Genomic DNA, 16,589 nt, shown 5'->3' on the forward strand with positions numbered 1-16,589 from the left:
CGGAGACATCTTACGATGGCTGCAATCGAATCGTTTATTTCGGCAATTAACGGGGTCGTCTGGGGCCCCATGATGCTGGTGCTTATCCTCGGGGTAGGCCTGTTTCTTTCAATCGGCTTGAAACTGATGCCTATCCTCAGGATCGGCACCGGTTTCCGGCTGCTCTGGGGCGGGCGGACTGCCAGCGCCGGTGACGAAAAGGAAGGGGAAATTCCACCCTTTCAGGCACTGATGACCGCCATGTCCGCCACAGTGGGCACTGGTAATATCGCCGGGGTTGCCACGGCAATCTTTCTGGGCGGACCAGGCGCCCTGTTTTGGATGTGGATAACAGCCCTGATCGGCATGGCAACCAAGTATTCCGAGGCAGTTCTGGCGGTCAAGTACCGTGAAACCGATGAAAAGGGCCAGCATGTCGGCGGCCCCATGTATTACATCAAGAATGGTCTGGGCAAAAAATGGGCATGGATGGGCGTAGCCTTTGCCATTTTTGGCGCCGCTGCAGGTTTCGGTATCGGCAATACCGTGCAGTCCAACTCGGTCGCCGATGTACTGCATGCCAACTTCAGCATTCCCACCTGGATCAGCGGACTGGTGATGATGATTCTGGTGGGTGCCGTTATATTGGGTGGTATCAAGCGTATCGGCCATGTAGCCGGAGCACTGGTACCTTTCATGGCACTCTCCTATCTGATCGCCGGACTGATCGTACTGGCAATCAATGCCCACCTTCTGCCACAGGCACTGGATCTGATTTTCACCCACGCCTTTTCCCCTGTTGCCGCGCAGGGTGGTTTTGCCGGGGCAGCCGTATGGGCCGCCATCCGCTTTGGTGTCGCCCGAGGCGTGTTCTCCAATGAAGCAGGCCTGGGCTCAGCCCCCATCGCACACGCAGCTGCCCAGACCAACGACCCGGTGCGCCAGGGCATGATCGCCATGTTGGGCACCTTCCTCGACACGCTGGTGATCTGCACCATCACCGGTCTGGTGATCGTCAGCTCCGGCGCCTGGACCGGCGGCGAATCCGGTGCAGCATTGACCAGCCAGGCCTTTGCAACGGCCCTGCCCGGCCTGGGTAACTATCTGGTCGCCATTGCGTTGGCCATCTTCGCCTTTACCACCATTATCGGCTGGTCATTCTACGGTGAGCGCTGCGTAGAGTTTCTGTTCGGCATCAAGGCGATCACCCCCTACCGCATCCTCTGGATTCTAGCGATTCCACTGGGCGCAACACTGAGCCTGGACTTCGTCTGGCTGGTTGCCGATACCCTTAACGCCATGATGGCGATCCCCAACCTGGTTGCACTGGCTCTTCTGAGCCCGGTGGTGTTCAAGTTGACACGAGAGTACTTCAACCGCAACTGATCCAGCTCTGAACGAAAACGGGAGCCATTGCGGCTCCCTTTTTTTGTTCAGTTTCAGCCCGCAGCAACAGGATTTCTGTCAACTCGCAGAAATGATGTCAGGATCTAACCGGAAATTGAGTTTTTCATCCACACTTCAGCTGAGGGATGACAGAATAATCCGATACCTCAAACGGAGCCATGCATGAGCATACCGAACAAACTGGGTGGCCTGATCCGACAAAGCGGTCTGACTGACTGGCCCGAACAGCTGAAGATGAGCGTCGAGCGCGGCATGGAACAACGTGTCCGCCTGGCCGTCACGGGATTGAGCCGCAGCGGCAAAACCGTCTTCATAAGCGCCCTGGCTCGCCACCTGCTGCAAAGTGAGCAGGGGCGCTCACTGCCGTTTTTTGCTGCGGCTTCCGAAGGCAGAATTGTCGCTACCCGTGACTTGAGCACGGAATCCCCCAGCCCATTTCCGCTGCAACAGTGCCTGGCGGGGCTTCAGGCCTCTCCACCACACTGGCCGAATTCGACCGAAGCACTGTCGGAGATCCGGCTGGCACTGCGTTATCGCCGCAAACCGGGGCTGGGGCGCGCATTGGGCGAGCACTCCACACTGTATCTGGACTTGATCGATTACCCCGGCGAATGGCTGCTCGATCTGCCTATGCTGACACTCAGTTTCGAGCAGTGGTGCAAACAGCAGCAGGCCCTGTTTGCCTCTCTCCCACGCACAGAAGTGGCTGCTGACTGGATCGCTCAGCAGAGCGGGATCGACTGGCTGGCTCCCGCTCCGGAGGGCCTGCGACAACGACTGACTGAACGCTACCGATTCCTGTTGCAGCAACTGCGTGAGCCCCCATACAACCTGAGCCTGCTGCAGCCCGGGCGTCTTCTCATGCCGGCTGAACTGGCAGGCAGTCCATTGCTTGACCTGTTTCCGATTATCCAGAACTGGCCCGAAGCACCCGAAAACGCGGATACAAACAGCCTGTTTACACAACTGCAACAGGCCTACAACGATTACTGTGAACAGGTCGTCCGTCCTTTCTACCGGAACCACTTTCGACACTTTGATCGTCAGATCGTACTGGTGGACTGCCTGAAAACACTCAACAGCGGCGAATCCTGTTTCAATGACATGCAGCTGGCCCTGACCACCCTGCTGCACAGTTTTCAATATGGCCGCAACAGCCTGTTTCGACGCCTGTTTCGCCCGCGCATCAACCGCGTCCTGTTCGCCGCCACCAAGGCCGACCATGTTACGGCCAATCAGCACCACAACCTGGACCAGTTCCTGCGCCTGATGATTGAAGCCGCTCAGCGCGAGATCCGGTTTGAACAGGTCGAAACCCGATGCCTTGCCCTGTCATCCCTGCGTGCCACTGAAGCCGCGCAGGCACGACTGGATGGCCAGCACCTCTCCTGCCTGCGGGGTCATCGCAAGGACACGGGCGAAGAGATTGCCCTTTTCCCCGGCGAAGTGCCCGTTGAACTGCCTCGCGCCGAAGACTGGAACAGTGACCGTTTCCGCTTTGTCGACTTTGCCCCCCGCCCCCTGCCGTCAGGCTCGCTCAAACCCGAGCACCACATTCGGCTGGATCAGGCGATCGAATACCTGTTGGGAGACCTGTTCTGATGCGTGATACACCTAAATGGCAACGCCCTATCGAGCTACCGCCCGAGGCGATGGCAGCCGATCCAGCCGAACATCCCCCGCACCAGCCAGCTCGAGATATCCCGCTGGACAAGACCCAGACTGTTGAAGATGACACCTCTTTGGAGCTACCTCCCCCGCCGCCTCAGAGCAATATACGCAGTAGAGGTTGGTTAGTGCCCCTGTTGGGAACGTTGGTCGTTTTGGCCATCGGTGCCGAGTTGTACCGACTGATCAGCTGGAGCATATCCATTCACCCCCTGCTGGGCGGTGCCTTCAGCCTGCTGACGCTGCTACTGATGCTTGTGGTCGGTATCGAAATCAGGCGAGGCCTCAGTGGCAGCCGCCAATTGCGACAGGTACAAGGTCTGCAGCAACAGGCTGAAGCCCTGTTGCAACAGACCAGTTATGGCGACAGCACAGCACTGCTGCATCAACTGGAGCAGCGCTACCACCACACGGCGCTGAAGAACGAGTTACAAGGTGCCATCACACAGCTCGACAGCAGCTACAACGACCGGGAGATTATTCAGTACCTGAGCCGACACGCCCTGAATCAAGCCGACCGCACCGCCCAGCGCTGCGTTCAACGCTACAGTGTGGAATCGGGTGTCATGGTCGCACTGAGCCCCTGGGCCAGTTTCGATATGCTGCTGGTCGCCTGGCGCAACCTGCGCATGATTCGTGAAATCGCCACGGTGTATGGCATCGCGCCGGGGCTACTGACCCAAGGCAAATTACTGAAGCAGGTTCTGCAAAACCTGGCATTTGCCGGCGCCAGTGAAGTGGCAATGGATGCAGGCTCTGCGCTGTTGGGCAGCTCATTGACATCAAGCCTGTCAGCAAGGGCCGGGCAAGGGATAGGCGCTGGCCTCTTTACCGCTCGGACCGGCCTGATGACCATCAAGCTCTGCCGGCCCCTGCCTGAACCCGACCGGCCAAAAAACATGCTGCAGCAGATTGCCAAAGGCATTGTACACAGATTGACAAGCGGCAAGCCGGAGACCGGTACGGACCGAAAATGATGAGCGTTTGAAAAGAGATAAAACAGATGATGGGGGCGGCTCCACCAGCCACATCCCGGCACACGAGTCGACCGCTGTGGCTGCTCCCTTCCGGGCCTGACCAGGTTCACGGTGTATCGTTGCGAGAGGACCAGCAGAACCGCCATAACGCGGCATTATGCCCTGTCTCAAAAGACAGGCGCGCAGTATAAGCATCCGTGACCAGGATTGCAAACGCTCCCGCCCCCGATCAAGGCACCACAACGCGCACGGCCAGACCGATCAGCACCACACCGGTCAACTGCTCTACCCGCTTAAGGTGGCGCCGCAGCCAGGCCAGCAGGTGCGACTGGGAAAACAGCAAAGCCACCAGCGAATACCAGAGGCCATCTACAACGGTTGCCGTTGCCACCATCAGCAACTGGTCACTCAGCGTCTGATCTGCAGTAACGAACTGAGAGAACAGCGCAGTAAAAAACACCGCCAGCTTGGGGTTCAGCAGCGAAATTAGTGCCCCGGAACGGGCCGCCTGCCACAGGCTGTCGCGTGCGCCCTGCTCGGCCTGTAGCCCCGGCGCCGATGCATGACGCAGGGCATTGAACCCCAACCAAACCAGATAGGCAGCCCCCAGCCAGGTCAGAATCTGATAGAGGGTTTCATGACGGCTTACAAGCAGCCCGAGCCCCCACACCGTTGCCATCGCCCACAGCCCAACCCCCAGCGCATGGGCACACCCGGCAGCTATGCCATGACCCCGACCGTTACTGACGGTTTGACGCAGCACCACCGCAAGGCTGGGGCCCGGCGACATCGCCCCCAGCACACAGATCAACAGCAACGAAAACCACAACATCAATGACATTACTCTCTCCTTAAAACTCCCTGATGACCCGTTCAGACCGCTGTCGATCATGCCCGCCAAGGCAGACTATGCTATAGTCGTGCGCCGTTATCACCATGAATCAGGTATCCGAGGGTTCACCATGGCAGGCTCACTTCAGGACCAGCTACTCAACGCAGGCCTGGCAAACAAAAAACAGGCCAAACAAGCCAAGGATCTTAAACGCAAACAGTCGAAACAGAAACGGGGCGGACAGGCCAGCGTCGATGAAGAACACCAGCGGCGCGAAGCCGTTGAGGCGGCACGGCTGGAAAAGATTGAGCGCGACCGTGAACTGAACCGTCAACGTCAACAAGAGCAGGCACATAAAGCGGCCCAGGCCGAAGTCCGCCAGCTGATCGAGACTCATCGACTGCCTTTGTCGCCCAAGGCTGAGTTGCGCTACAACTTTGTACACGGCACCACCATCCGCCATCTCTATCTTGAGCAGAAACAGATCGACCAGCTTGCCCGCGGCCAGTTGCGTATTGCCGTACTCGACAATGGCTACCACCTAATCCCGGCCGAAGTCGTTGAGCGTATCGAAGCACGCATGCAGGATGTTGTTCTGCCACGCCCTGTGGACGACACCCCTGAGCCGGATGACCCCTATGCCGATTATCAGATTCCCGACGATCTGATGTGGTAATCACTGCGGGCCTGACGCCGATCAGGCCTTGCCTCTGTCCTCATCCTGCAACAACTGATACGCTCAGTCCAAAAATCCCCACCAATGGCAGGACAATGCGGATGAGTACCCTGGGTGTCAGTGAACTGAACATACTGCTGGTCGAGCCTTCCGCCATGCAGCGCAAAATCATGATTCAGCAGCTGCAGGATGAGCAGGTCATGGCAATCGATACCGCCGCCAACCTGCATGAGGCGCTGGAGAAGATCATGAAGGTAAAACCCGACTTGGTGATCAGTGCTTTGCACTATGACGATGGCAGCGCAGTTGAGCTGCTGGGTGCCATTCGTCGCTTACCGGAGCTGGCCGACCTGCCGTTCATGCTTGTATCGAGCGAGACCCGCAAGCCACAGCTGGAAGTGTTCAAGCAGTCTGGCGTGGTCGCCATACTGCCCAAGCCTTTTACCCGTCAGCATCTTGGGTCCGCCTTGAATGCTACCCTGGATCTGCTGGGCAAGGATGAGCTGGAGCTGGAGTTCTATGACGTGGAAAGCCTGCGGGTGCTGATCGTGGACGACAGCCGTATGGCACGCAAGCTGATCCATCGTGTGCTGCACAATCTGGGCATCGTACACCTGCTGGAAGCGGCGGACGGGCGCGAAGCGATCGAGCTGCTGCAGCGTGAAACGGTCGACCTGGTGGTCACCGACTACAACATGCCGGAAGTGAATGGACTGGAGCTGGCTGAATTCATTCGAAGCTCTGAACTTCACTCTCACCTGCCGATTCTGATGGTGACCTCGGAGGCCAATGAAACCCACCTGAGTCATGTCGAGCATGCGGGTGTAAACGCGCTCACTGACAAGCCGTTTGAACCCGAAACAGTCAAACGGCTTCTGGTGCGCCTGCTGGATCAGTCAGAGTAAACGCGCGGTACACGTGGGGTCAGGCAGGTCAGCAACGTGTAGGGGATGGTATCGCACCACTGCGCCACTTCAGACACCGGCAACCTCTGCCCCCAAAGCTCTACCCGGCTGCCGATATCTGCCTGCGGGATATCGGTCAGATCAACCGTCAGCATATCCATCGATACCCGGCCTGCCAGTGATGTTCTGACGCCTTCGACCAGCACGGGTGTACCGTTACGGGCATGACGCGGGTAACCGTCGCCGTAGCCCATGGCCACGGTACCGATACGGCGCGTACGATCACAACTGAACGTCGCACCATAGCCCACCGTCTCACCCGCCGGCACTTCTCGCACTGCGATTATCTCGGAGCTGAGCGTCATACCGGCCCGCAGCTGATCCGCCACCGGGTTCGACTCACCAAAAGGCGTTGTTCCATAGAGCATGATGCCGGGGCGCAGCCACTGTCGGTGTGCCTCAGGCCATGCCATCACGGCAGCGGAATTCGACAGGCTTGCCCCCAAACCAAGTTGCGCCGCAACCCGATCAAAACAGCCCAGCTGGTCGCGGGTCATCGGCAATGACGGCTCATCTGAGCGGGCAAAGTGGGTCATCAGTAACACCTCACTCACCACTTCACATTGACGCAGACGCGCCACCAGCGACTCAACCTGATCGGGTGCCACACCCAGGCGGTGCATGCCGGTATCCAGCTTGAGCCACACCGGGAAACGCGCCGGGCTGCTGAACTGCTCCAGCCAACGTACCTGATGCTCACTGTGCAGTGCAGGCCAGAAACCGTGCTCGGCGATCAATGGCAACTCGTCCGCATCAAAGCAGCCTTCCAGCAGAATGATCGGCTGGCGCAGCCCGGCTTCACGCAGCTCCATTGCCTCCTCAATGCAGGCAACGCCAAAAGCATCAGCATCATTGGCCAATGCACGCGCCACCGGCACTGCACCGTGGCCATAGGCGTTCGCCTTGACGATGGCAGCCGCCATCGCCGTTGGCGCCTGTACCTTGGCCAGGCGGTAGTTGTGAACGATCGCATCCAGATGGATATCCGCGCGCACTTTGCGGCTCATGCCCTGCCCTCCACCGGCTGCCTGTCAGTCCTTTAACACCATGATCGCTTCCACTTCGATATCGGCATCCTTGGGAAGCGCCTTGACGGCGTAGGCCGCACGGGCCGGATAGGGTTCGCTGAAGTATCGCGCCATCACTTCATTTACCTGTGCAAAATACTCAAGATCAGACAACAGGATCGTCACCTTGGCGAAGTCACCCAGTGAACCACCGGCCGCTTCCGCTACGGCTTTCAGGTTTTCAAATACCCGCACCGCCTGAGCCTCGAATGAGTCGGTCACCATCTCCATAGTCGCCGGATCCAGCGGAATCTGGCCCGAAAGATACACGGTGTTGCCAACACGAACCGCCTGAGAGTAGGTGCCGATGGCGGCCGGAGCGTTTTCAGTGCTGATGATGCTGCGATTGGACATGTTATTTTCCTGTGTTTGATGATAAATGGAATCGGCAGACTATAGCGCAAATTGCCTCTACTGCCAGAGAATGCTGTGTTTCAACCGGCGTAACGGTCAAGGCTCAGCCCCTCCGTTTCAATTGCCGGCGTCTGACCACAGATTATATCGGTGATATAGCGGGCAGAGCCAAGTGACATGGTCCACCCCAGCGTACCGTGGCCGGTATTCAGAAACAGCTCGGGATAACCCGTTGGGCCCAGAATCGGGGTACCATCCGGCGTCATCGGTCGCAGCCCTGTCCACAGCTCGGCCTGCGACGGGTCTCCACTGCCACCGAAAAGGTCGTTGACTACAAATTCCACATTGGCGCGCCGGCTCTCGGGCGTAGACAGATCATAACCTGTCAGCTCTGCCGTTCCCCCTACACGAATGCGATCACCCAACCGGCTGACCGCAACCTTGTAGGTCTCATCCATTACCGTTGATTCCGGTGCTCTCGATGCATCCTTAATCGGGATGGTGAGCGAGAACCCCTTAACCGGGTAGATTGGCAAACGCATCCCCAAAGGCTTAAGCAATTGGGGACTGTAGCTGCCAAGCGCCACCAGATAGCGATCACCCCGTACGTCACCGCCCGAGGTCTTAACGCCTTTGATTCTCCCCTGCTCGGCCTCAATAGCATCGATGGTTGTATCAAACCTGAACTCTACCCCCAACGCTTCACAGCGTTTTGCCAGTGCCTGAGTGAACAGAAAGCAGTCGCCGGTTTCGTCACCGGGCAAACGCAAACCGCCAACCAGCTTGTCACGCACATGTGCGAGGGCTGGCTCATGTTGCAGTATTCCCTCTCGGTTCAGCGATTCATAGGCAACGCCGCAGGATTCCAGAATACGGATATCCTCAAGCGAGGCATCAAGCTGCTTTTGGCTTCGAAAAAGTTGAATCAGCCCCTGAGCCCGGTTGTCATACTCGATACCGGTTTCCCGGCGCAGCTCGATAAAACAGTCTCGGCTATATTCTGCGATACGCAGCATGCGCGACTTGTTACGGGCATAGGCTGACCGGGTACAGTTTGAGAGCATACTGACCAGCCAGCGCAACATGGCAGGATCCAGACGTGGCGCCACACGCAGGGGCGCCAGATCCTGCAACATCCATTTGATCGCCTTCAGCGGCACGCCGGGGGCCGCCCAAGGGGCCGAATATCCCGGTGATATCTGGCCAGCATTGGCATGACTGGTTTCCAGTGCCGACTCCGGCTGGCGATCAATCACCACCACCTCATGGCCGGCCTGGGCCAGATACCAGGCACTGGTCACGCCGATAACGCCACTGCCAAGAATAATCACACGCATAGCAACACCTTCATGTTCATCGTTATGCAACAGAAGTCACTATTCTGGATCAAAAATGACGCATTTATTTTCCGTATTTATATTTATTTATAGAAAAATAATCTTATAAAAATTCAAAAGCAGATTTTTCAACTGCCATAAAGAGCATAAGGCAGTGAATACCGCCAGCCACACACAGAGACGAGTACACAGGCACTGAAGTTCGCCAACAAACGTGTCAGTTGATCATAGACTCAAAGATGAAGTTCAGGACAGAACGAGAACGAAGGTAAAAAAGGAAGGGGGTGGTCCTATTCAGCTGTATCGGATTGGCCCCCACCTAACCGACACAGCCTTTCAGACCATAACTCGAAAACCGACTCCGGCTTCCGTTTTTTCCGATTCTAAAGCGAAAGAAAGTGAATTTCAAATCTGATCAGACATTCCCAGCAAAATCTGTTCAACCTTTTCGCGCAAGCGCGCAAATGGAATCGGTTTGGGTAACACCTCTATACCCCTGCTGATCGCGTCGATACGATCCTGTACCTGTCTCATCCCCAATGCAGTAACCACAATCAGCTGCATCTGCTGCAGCAGCTCCTGACGCACCAGCGCCTGGATAACACTGAAGCCATCAACATTCGGCAGGTTAAGATCCAGTATCAGCAAATCGGGCTCAAAGCGCCCCAACTCCAACAGCCCCTGGTAGCCGTCCACTGACTGGCGCAACTCCACCGGAAGCCCCCAGCTGCGAATAGTCAGGGCATAGAGCCGCTGCAGCGCGGGCTCATCCTCAATCACCTGCAGCCTTACCGGACGGGTTGGCTCGGGGCGCACCACATCCGCTGCAGCTGTGACAGCCTCACCACTGCGAATCTTTTCGGCCAAACGCTCAATCGCGCCGAGACTGAAGCGTCGATGTCCGCCTGGTGTCTTCCAGCCATGCAAAATGCCGGCGTCCGCCCACAGCTGTATGGTCCGAGGGGTTACTCCCAGCAATTCGGCGGCTTTACGACTGGTACACAGGTCTTGGTTTGACACCGAAATTCTCTATCCAGATCAATGATTAGAACGGTCTCATGTTAATCCTTTGCCGGCCGTTTGCACAACTAAAGCAACAACAGGCCTTCGCATTTAAAGGGTTTCGGTATAATGGCCCAATTTAACTCAGGATCATCGCCATGCAACGACTGGATCTGCTGTTGGTGGAGCGCGGCATTGCCGAGACACGCACCCGTGCCCAGCGCCTGATCAAAGAGGGTCGCGTCGAGGCTGAGCTGGGGCAGTGGCAGCGATTGGACAAACCCTCTTTCAAACTGCCGGTTGACACTCCCGTGCGCGTGGAAAGTAGTGACGAAGACCGGTTTGTTTCACGCGGCGCTCTCAAGCTGCAGCATGCACTGGCACCACTCAACCCTGGTGTCGAAGGCATCACCGCACTGGATGTAGGCCAGTCCACCGGCGGTTTTACCGACTGTCTGCTGCAGCACGGTGCTGCCAAAGTCGTTGGCATTGAAGTTGGTCACGATCAGCTGCACCCGCGCCTGCGCCAGGATCCGCGGGTCATTTGTCTGGAAGGCTATAACGCCCGCGCACTGGAACCGTCACTGCGTGATCACACTCCCGAAGCACTGGGGTTCGAGCTGGCGGTGATGGACGTTTCATTCATTTCACAAACTCTGATCCTGCCATCACTCGCCCCTCTACTGCGACCCGAGGGTCTGCTGATTACGCTGGTCAAGCCACAGTTTGAAGCCGGCCCTGAACATATCGGCAAGGGTGGTCTGGTACGTGACTCCGCCATCTATGAACGGATACGTCAGAAAATTGAAGCCTGTTGCCGCGACAATAACCTTTTACCCTGTTGGTGGAGCGAAAGCCCAATTACCGGTGGTGATGGCAATCGCGAGTTCCTGCTAGCCGCTCGCCGGTCAGGCTGACTTGCGCCCATTCCCACCCTGCCGCACACTGCAAGCGAATTCCGCTAAAGAGGACCGATCATGCGCATCGAAGACATGCACCTTGTCATCCGCAATCTGGAACATGATGACTATCCCCGCCTGAAAGTGCTGATGGACCGTGTCTATGATGATATTGGCGGGTCCTGGCCCGAACACACCATTAACAAGCTGATCGATGAATTTCCTGAAGGCCAGATCTGTGTATTTGACGGTGATGAACTGGCCGGCATCGCGCTGTCGGCACAAGTGCGTTATGACCGCTTCAGCAACCCTCACTCCTATGAAGATCTGATCGGGAAGCGGATGACCATCCTCAATGACCCCGACGGTGATGCCCTGTACGGTCTGGATGTGCTGATCCACCCGGAGTACCGCGGCTTTCGCCTGGGTCGCCGCCTGTATGAGGCACGCAAGGAGCTGTGTCGTCAGTACAACCTGCGCTCGATCCTGGCAGGGGGACGCATTCCCAATTACTACAAACACGCCAGCGAGATGACCGCTAGTGAGTACATTGGCAAGGTGCGACAACGCGAACTATACGACCCGATCCTGACCTTCCAGCTGTCGAACAATTTTCAGGTCAAACGCCTGCTGGGCAGTTACCTGCCGGAAGACACCAAGTCTCAGGGCTATGCCACCTTGCTGGAATGGAACAATATTCTGTTCGAGCCCGAAGACAACGTTATCAGCAGCCGTCCGACCCAGGTTCGAATCGGCGCCATCCAGTGGCAGATGCGTGAAGTGGAGTCGGTGGAAGAGCTGCTCAAACAGGTCGAGTATTTCGTCGACACACTGTCTGAATATCAGAGTGACTTTGCGCTGTTCCCGGAGTTTTTCAACGCACCGCTGATGGGCCTGACCGATCAAACCAGCCAGACCAGCGCCATTCGCTTCTTGGCAGGGTTCACCGAGCGGTTCCGTAATGAGATGTCCCACTTTGCGGTCAGCTACAACATCAATATCATCACCGGCTCGATGCCACTGCTGGAAGGTGACCACCTCTACAACGTCAGCTACCTCTGCCGCCGTGACGGTACGGTGGAAGAGCAGCGCAAGCTCCACATTACCCCGCATGAGCGACGTGACTGGGTCATTCGTGGCGGTGACCAGCTGCGTGTATTCGAAACCGATGCCGGGCGTGTAGGCATCTTGATCTGCTACGACGTGGAGTTTCCCGAACTGGGCCGCCTGCTGGCGGATCAGGATATGGATATTCTGTTTGTGCCTTTCTGGACCGACACCAAGAACGGCTACCTGAGGGTGCGCAACTGCGCTCAGGCACGGGCCATCGAGAACGAGTGCTACACCGTCATCTGCGGCAGTGTGGGCAACTTGCCTTCGGTTGAAAGTCTGGACGTGCAATATGCGCAGTCATCCGTCTTCTCGCCTTCTGACTTTGCCTTCCCGCATGATGCCGTGATGGCCGAAACCACTCCTAACACCGAGATGATCATGTTCTCAGATCTGGATCTGGACCAGATCCGTGTGATCCGCAACGAAGGTTCGGTCACCAACCTGAAAGATCGCAGGCGCGATCTGTACAACCTCAAGTGGCGTCACGAGATGTGATCAGACCCACTGCTCTGGCCCCGTGCGGACCAGAGCAGTACACTGGATACAACAGGTACCCGGCTACAAGGAGTTAAACGTGCGCCACCTGCTTCCTTCTGTTGTCATACTCGCCCTGCTGGCCACTGCCGGCATCTACCTGTTCAACCCACTGAGTGACGAACACGCATTGCCGCCGGGACTAACCGCCGCCAACGGTCGTATCGAAGCAGCGGAGATCGATATTGCAACCAAGGTAGCCGGCCGGATCGTTGAAGTTATGGTGCATGAAGGGGACCTGGTCAAACAGGGACAACCCCTGGCGCGACTGGATAGCCGTCAGCTGGAGGCCCAGTTGGCGGCCGCCGAATCCGCAGTACGCCAAGCCGAGCAGCAGCACCTGTACACCCTTGCTGTTGTTCAGCAACGCGAGAGTGGTCATACACTCGTTCAAAAGGAGCTGGTCCGAGTGCGTAGCATGGTCGATAAGAAACTGGCTTCCCAGGACAAAATGGACCAAGCACTCAACGCCAGCCAAAGCGCAGCGGCTGCACTGCTCGCGGCGCAGCGCCAAGCTCAGTTGGCACTGGACCAAATCACGGCCGCCGAGGCGAACGCGGAGCAGATTCGCAGCCTGCTGGATGACACCCTGCTAACTGCGCCGGTCGCAGGACGAGTACTCTACCGACTGAATGAACCGGGCGAAGTACTGGCCGCCGGGGGCAAGGTGATAACCCTGCTTGATATCGGTCAGGTTTATATGCCGGTCTATCTGCCGACCGCCGAAATCGGTCGCCTGAACCTGGGTGACGAGGCGCGCATTCTGGTTGATGCCCTGCCGGAGGTTGCCATCCCGGCCCGCATCACCTTCATCTCGCCGCAATCCCAGTTCACCCCTAAAGAGGTGGAAACCCGCAGCGAGCGCGACAAGCTGATGTTTCGCGTCAAGGTCAGTATCGACCCTGCCGTACTGGAACAGCACCGCGACAAGGTCAAGACTGGCCTGCCTGGCATCAGCTATCTGCGCCTGGATCCTCAGGTCCGCTGGCCGGAATGGCTGACACCGCCTGCCGGACTGGCCACTGCCGACGCACTCTGAGGAGATGACCATGTCAGACACTGTGGCCCACCTGGACAGTGTCGGCCACCGCTATGGCGACGTGACCGCGCTGGAACCCACCACCCTGGCACTGCCTGCCGGCTGCATGATCGGCCTGATCGGGCCGGATGGCGTCGGCAAGTCCACCCTGCTCAGCCTGCTGGCCGGTGTGCGCAAGATCCAGACGGGCACTATCCGCCTGTTCGAGGGCGACCTTAAGCAGCCGAGCTTTCGCCGCCAGGTGTGCCCGCGTATCGCCTACATGCCCCAGGGGCTGGGGCGCAACCTGTACATGACCCTGACGGTGGCGGAGAACATCGACTTTTTCGCCCGTCTGTTTGATCAGGACCGGCGCGTTCGCGCGGCACGCATTGACGATCTGTTGCACAGCACCGGACTGGCTCCCTTTCGCGATCGACCGGCAGGCAAGCTGTCCGGTGGCATGAAGCAGAAACTGGGGCTCTGCTGTGCCCTGATCCATGACCCCGACCTGCTGATTCTGGATGAACCGACCACCGGGGTGGACCCGCTGTCCCGCCGCCAGTTCTGGCAACTGATCGAGCGCATCCGCCATCAGCGGCCCGGCATGAGTGTACTGGTCGCCACCGCCTATATGGACGAGGCCATGGGGTTCGACTGGCTGGTAGCGATGAACGCCGGCCAGGTGCTGGCGACCGGCAGCCCGCAGCAGCTGCTTGCCCGCACGGGCGCTCTGGAACTGGATACCGCCTTTGTCCGCCTGCTCCCCGAGTCCGAAGGGAAGACCCACCAGCCCTTGCAGATTCCGCCCCTTGAACTGAATGACCAGAGCATCGCCATCGAAGCCAAGGGGCTGACTCGCCGTTTCGGCCGTTTCACCGCCGTCGACAATGTCAGCTTCAAAATCCGGCGCGGCGAGATCTTCGGCTTCCTCGGCTCAAACGGCTGCGGCAAAACCACGACCATGAAGATGCTGACCGGCCTGCTCGAACCCAGTGAAGGCGAGGCGCTACTGTTTGGGCAGCCCTTGAATGCTCGCGATCTGGCGACCCGCGCCCGCGTCGGCTTCATGTCGCAGGCATTCTCCCTGTATGAAGAGCTGAGCGTGATCCAGAACCTGCTGCTGCATGCGCGCCTGTTTCAGCTGCCGCAGGCGCACAGGGAATCCCGCGTCGCCCAGCTGCTGGATCAGTTCAGCCTGACCGAGTATCGCGACCAGCTGGCCACCGCTCTGCCACTTGGTATCCGTCAGCGCCTTTCTCTGGCCGTGGCGATCATTCACGAACCCGACATCCTGATACTGGACGAACCCACCTCCGGCGTTGATCCACGGGCGCGTGACGACTTCTGGCGCGAACTGGTTCGCTTGTCTCGCGAGCAAGGGGTCACCATCTTTATCTCAACCCACTTTATGAACGAGGGCGCCCGCTGTGACCGCATCTCGTTGATGCATGCCGGTCAGGTCCTCGCCTGCGACACACCCGACGCACTGATCCGACGACAGGGTCGGGAGACGCTGGAAGAAGCGTTCATCGATTACCTTCAGGCTGAGACACAGGATACTGACACACCACCGGACACAAAGCCGGAAGCCGATACCCGGCCCGAACCGGCAACCACAGCCCCCAATCGTCTGTTCAGCCCACGCCGCCTGCTGGCCTACTCTCGCCGCGAAACGCTGGAGATCCTTCGCGACCCCATACGCACGGCTTTCGCACTGCTAGGTTCGGTAATTCTGATGCTGGTGCTCGGCTACGGGCTATCGTTCGATGTGGAAGACCTGACATTTGCCGTGCTGGATCATGACCGCACCCCGGAAAGCCGGGCCTACATCGACAACATTGCCGGCTCACGCTACTTCAACCGGCAAGCGGATGCCGTTTCGGAAGCCGAACTGGAACAACGCATGCGCAGCGGCAAACTCGCCGTCGCACTGATTCTTCCGGCCGGATATGGCCGTGCGCTGAAGCTGGGACAATCTCCAGAGGCCGGTGTATGGATCGACGGCGCCATGCCCTTTCGTGGCGAGACCATTCACGGCTATCTGCAGGGCATGCACCTGCAATACCTGCTACAAATGGCTTCCCAGATGCGGATGGACATTTCGGCGCTGCAACCAGCCGGATTCCAAACCCGCTACCGCTACAACCAGGACTTTCGCAGCCTCAACGCCATGGTTCCGGCGATGATTCCGATTCTGCTGATCTTCATCCCATCGATCCTGATGGCACTGGGCGTCGTGCGCGAGAAAGAGCTGGGCTCGATCACCAACCTCTACGCCTCTCCGGTAACACGGCTGGAGTTCCTGCTTGGCAAGCAATTGCCCTATATCCTGCTTAGCATGATCAGTTTTATCGGTCTTGTACTGATTTCGGTCATCCTGTTCCAGGTACCGCTAAAAGGCAGCTTTCTGCTGCTAACACTGGCGACTCTGCTCTATGTGACAGCAACCACGGGACTGGGACTGTGCATTTCAGCCTTCACCAAAACACAGGTAGCAGCACTGGCCGGCACCGCTATCATAACGCTGCTGCCGGCGATCAACTTCTCCGGACTGACCCAGCCCGTCACATCATTGGAAGGGGTCGCTGCCCTGGTCGGCAACGGTTATCCAACTACCTGGTTCCTGACCATCAGCCGCGGTATTTTCACCAAATCACTGGGGCTGGCCGAACTCTGGCCACACCTGCTGATGCTGGCCGCCTTCATCCCGGTATTGACGCTGTTGAGTCTGGTCCTGCTCAGGCAGCAGGAGCGCTGA

14 protein-coding genes and 1 other RNA gene are annotated in these 16,589 nt (G+C 58.0%); 9 read left to right on the plus strand and 6 right to left on the minus strand.

Annotated features, from left to right (window positions below):
* The first annotated feature begins 15 nt into the window (after positions 1-15).
* The 3 genes from CFI10_RS13385 to CFI10_RS13395 all read left to right on the plus strand — a co-directional run bounded on the left by CFI10_RS13385 (position 16) and on the right by CFI10_RS13395 (position 4,031).
* Positions 16-1,365: an alanine/glycine:cation symporter family protein gene (locus CFI10_RS13385; RefSeq protein ID WP_206835210.1), complete on the plus strand. Its 1,350-nt coding sequence runs from the start codon at positions 16-18 to the stop codon at positions 1,363-1,365.
* Positions 1,366-1,548: 183 nt separating this feature from the next.
* Positions 1,549-2,988: a YcjX family GTP-binding protein gene (locus CFI10_RS13390; protein WP_206835212.1), complete on the plus strand. Its 1,440-nt coding sequence runs from the start codon at positions 1,549-1,551 to the stop codon at positions 2,986-2,988.
* The gene (locus CFI10_RS13395) at positions 2,988-4,031 is read left to right on the plus strand and encodes a TIGR01620 family protein (RefSeq protein ID WP_206835214.1); all 1,044 of its coding nucleotides are present in this window, start codon (positions 2,988-2,990) and stop codon (positions 4,029-4,031) included. Before CFI10_RS13390 ends, CFI10_RS13395 begins: the two co-directional genes overlap by 1 nt.
* Positions 4,032-4,070: 39 nt before the next feature.
* Here the strand turns inward: CFI10_RS13395 and ffs are convergent.
* Both ffs and CFI10_RS13405 read right to left on the minus strand, forming a co-directional pair.
* Positions 4,071-4,167, minus strand: an RNA gene (gene ffs / locus CFI10_RS13400) — signal recognition particle sRNA small type.
* Between the two features lie 93 nt (positions 4,168-4,260).
* Positions 4,261-4,872: a LysE family translocator gene (locus CFI10_RS13405; protein ID WP_091824946.1), complete on the minus strand. Its 612-nt coding sequence runs from the start codon at positions 4,870-4,872 to the stop codon at positions 4,261-4,263.
* Positions 4,873-4,921: 49 nt separating this feature from the next.
* Between CFI10_RS13405 and CFI10_RS13410 the strand changes: the two genes are divergently transcribed.
* Together CFI10_RS13410 and CFI10_RS13415 are read left to right on the plus strand one after the other, a co-directional pair.
* Positions 4,922-5,539, plus strand: a complete 618-nt coding sequence (locus CFI10_RS13410; protein WP_206835216.1) for a DUF2058 domain-containing protein — start codon at positions 4,922-4,924, stop codon at positions 5,537-5,539.
* 101 nt (positions 5,540-5,640) lie between these two features.
* Entirely contained in the window at positions 5,641-6,444 is an 804-nt protein-coding gene (locus CFI10_RS13415; RefSeq protein WP_091824943.1) for a response regulator, read from the plus strand.
* Here CFI10_RS13415 and alr read toward each other — a convergent pair.
* From alr to CFI10_RS13435, 4 genes are all read right to left on the minus strand, one after another.
* Positions 6,432-7,511 (minus strand): alanine racemase, encoded by a 1,080-nt coding sequence (gene alr / locus CFI10_RS13420; protein ID WP_206835218.1) that lies wholly within the window; start codon positions 7,509-7,511, stop codon positions 6,432-6,434. The two genes, CFI10_RS13415 and alr, sit on opposite strands and share 13 nt — an antisense overlap.
* A 24-nt stretch (positions 7,512-7,535) precedes the next feature.
* Complete coding sequence (locus tag CFI10_RS13425) at positions 7,536-7,925, minus strand: RidA family protein (RefSeq protein WP_091824937.1); 390 nt, start codon at positions 7,923-7,925, stop codon at positions 7,536-7,538.
* A gap of 80 nt (positions 7,926-8,005) precedes the next feature.
* Complete coding sequence (locus CFI10_RS13430; RefSeq protein ID WP_206835220.1) at positions 8,006-9,262, minus strand: D-amino acid dehydrogenase; 1,257 nt, start codon at positions 9,260-9,262, stop codon at positions 8,006-8,008.
* 405 nt (positions 9,263-9,667) lie between these two features.
* The gene (locus tag CFI10_RS13435; protein WP_206835222.1) at positions 9,668-10,282 is read right to left on the minus strand and encodes a response regulator; all 615 of its coding nucleotides are present in this window, start codon (positions 10,280-10,282) and stop codon (positions 9,668-9,670) included.
* A gap of 140 nt (positions 10,283-10,422) precedes the next feature.
* Here CFI10_RS13435 and CFI10_RS13440 point away from each other — a divergent pair, with 140 nt between their 5' ends.
* The 4 genes from CFI10_RS13440 to rbbA all read left to right on the plus strand — a co-directional run bounded on the left by CFI10_RS13440 (position 10,423) and on the right by rbbA (position 16,589).
* Complete coding sequence (locus CFI10_RS13440) at positions 10,423-11,181, plus strand: TlyA family RNA methyltransferase (RefSeq protein WP_206835225.1); 759 nt, start codon at positions 10,423-10,425, stop codon at positions 11,179-11,181.
* Positions 11,182-11,241: 60 nt separating this feature from the next.
* On the plus strand, positions 11,242-12,771 hold the full coding sequence (locus CFI10_RS13445) for a carbon-nitrogen hydrolase family protein (protein ID WP_206835227.1): 1,530 nt from the start codon (positions 11,242-11,244) through the stop codon (positions 12,769-12,771).
* Between the two features lie 79 nt (positions 12,772-12,850).
* On the plus strand, positions 12,851-13,849 hold the full coding sequence (locus CFI10_RS13450; protein ID WP_206835230.1) for an HlyD family secretion protein: 999 nt from the start codon (positions 12,851-12,853) through the stop codon (positions 13,847-13,849).
* Between the two features lie 10 nt (positions 13,850-13,859).
* Positions 13,860-16,589, plus strand: a complete 2,730-nt coding sequence (gene rbbA / locus CFI10_RS13455) for a ribosome-associated ATPase/putative transporter RbbA (protein ID WP_425270401.1) — start codon at positions 13,860-13,862, stop codon at positions 16,587-16,589.

Source organism: Marinobacterium iners, from assembly GCF_017310015.1.
In the GTDB taxonomy this organism is placed as follows: domain Bacteria; phylum Pseudomonadota; class Gammaproteobacteria; order Pseudomonadales; family Balneatricaceae; genus Marinobacterium; species Marinobacterium iners.

Bases quoted from the DNA above. Each gene is read 5' to 3' on its own strand.
- CFI10_RS13385 (WP_206835210.1), top strand. From the start codon at position 16: ATGGCTGCAATCGAATCGTTTATTTCGGCAATTAACGGGGTCGTCTGG.
- CFI10_RS13390 (WP_206835212.1), top strand. From the start codon at position 1,549: ATGAGCATACCGAACAAACTGGGTGGCCTGATCCGACAAAGCGGTCTG.
- CFI10_RS13395 (WP_206835214.1), top strand. From the start codon at position 2,988: ATGCGTGATACACCTAAATGGCAACGCCCTATCGAGCTACCGCCCGAG.
- CFI10_RS13405 (WP_091824946.1), bottom strand. From the start codon at position 4,872: ATGTCATTGATGTTGTGGTTTTCGTTGCTGTTGATCTGTGTGCTGGGG.
- CFI10_RS13410 (WP_206835216.1), top strand. From the start codon at position 4,922: ATGCCCGCCAAGGCAGACTATGCTATAGTCGTGCGCCGTTATCACCAT.
- CFI10_RS13415 (WP_091824943.1), top strand. From the start codon at position 5,641: ATGAGTACCCTGGGTGTCAGTGAACTGAACATACTGCTGGTCGAGCCT.
- alr (WP_206835218.1), bottom strand. From the start codon at position 7,511: ATGAGCCGCAAAGTGCGCGCGGATATCCATCTGGATGCGATCGTTCAC.
- CFI10_RS13425 (WP_091824937.1), bottom strand. From the start codon at position 7,925: ATGTCCAATCGCAGCATCATCAGCACTGAAAACGCTCCGGCCGCCATC.
- CFI10_RS13430 (WP_206835220.1), bottom strand. From the start codon at position 9,262: ATGCGTGTGATTATTCTTGGCAGTGGCGTTATCGGCGTGACCAGTGCC.
- CFI10_RS13440 (WP_206835225.1), top strand. From the start codon at position 10,423: ATGCAACGACTGGATCTGCTGTTGGTGGAGCGCGGCATTGCCGAGACA.
- CFI10_RS13445 (WP_206835227.1), top strand. From the start codon at position 11,242: ATGCGCATCGAAGACATGCACCTTGTCATCCGCAATCTGGAACATGAT.
- rbbA (WP_425270401.1), top strand. From the start codon at position 13,860: ATGTCAGACACTGTGGCCCACCTGGACAGTGTCGGCCACCGCTATGGC.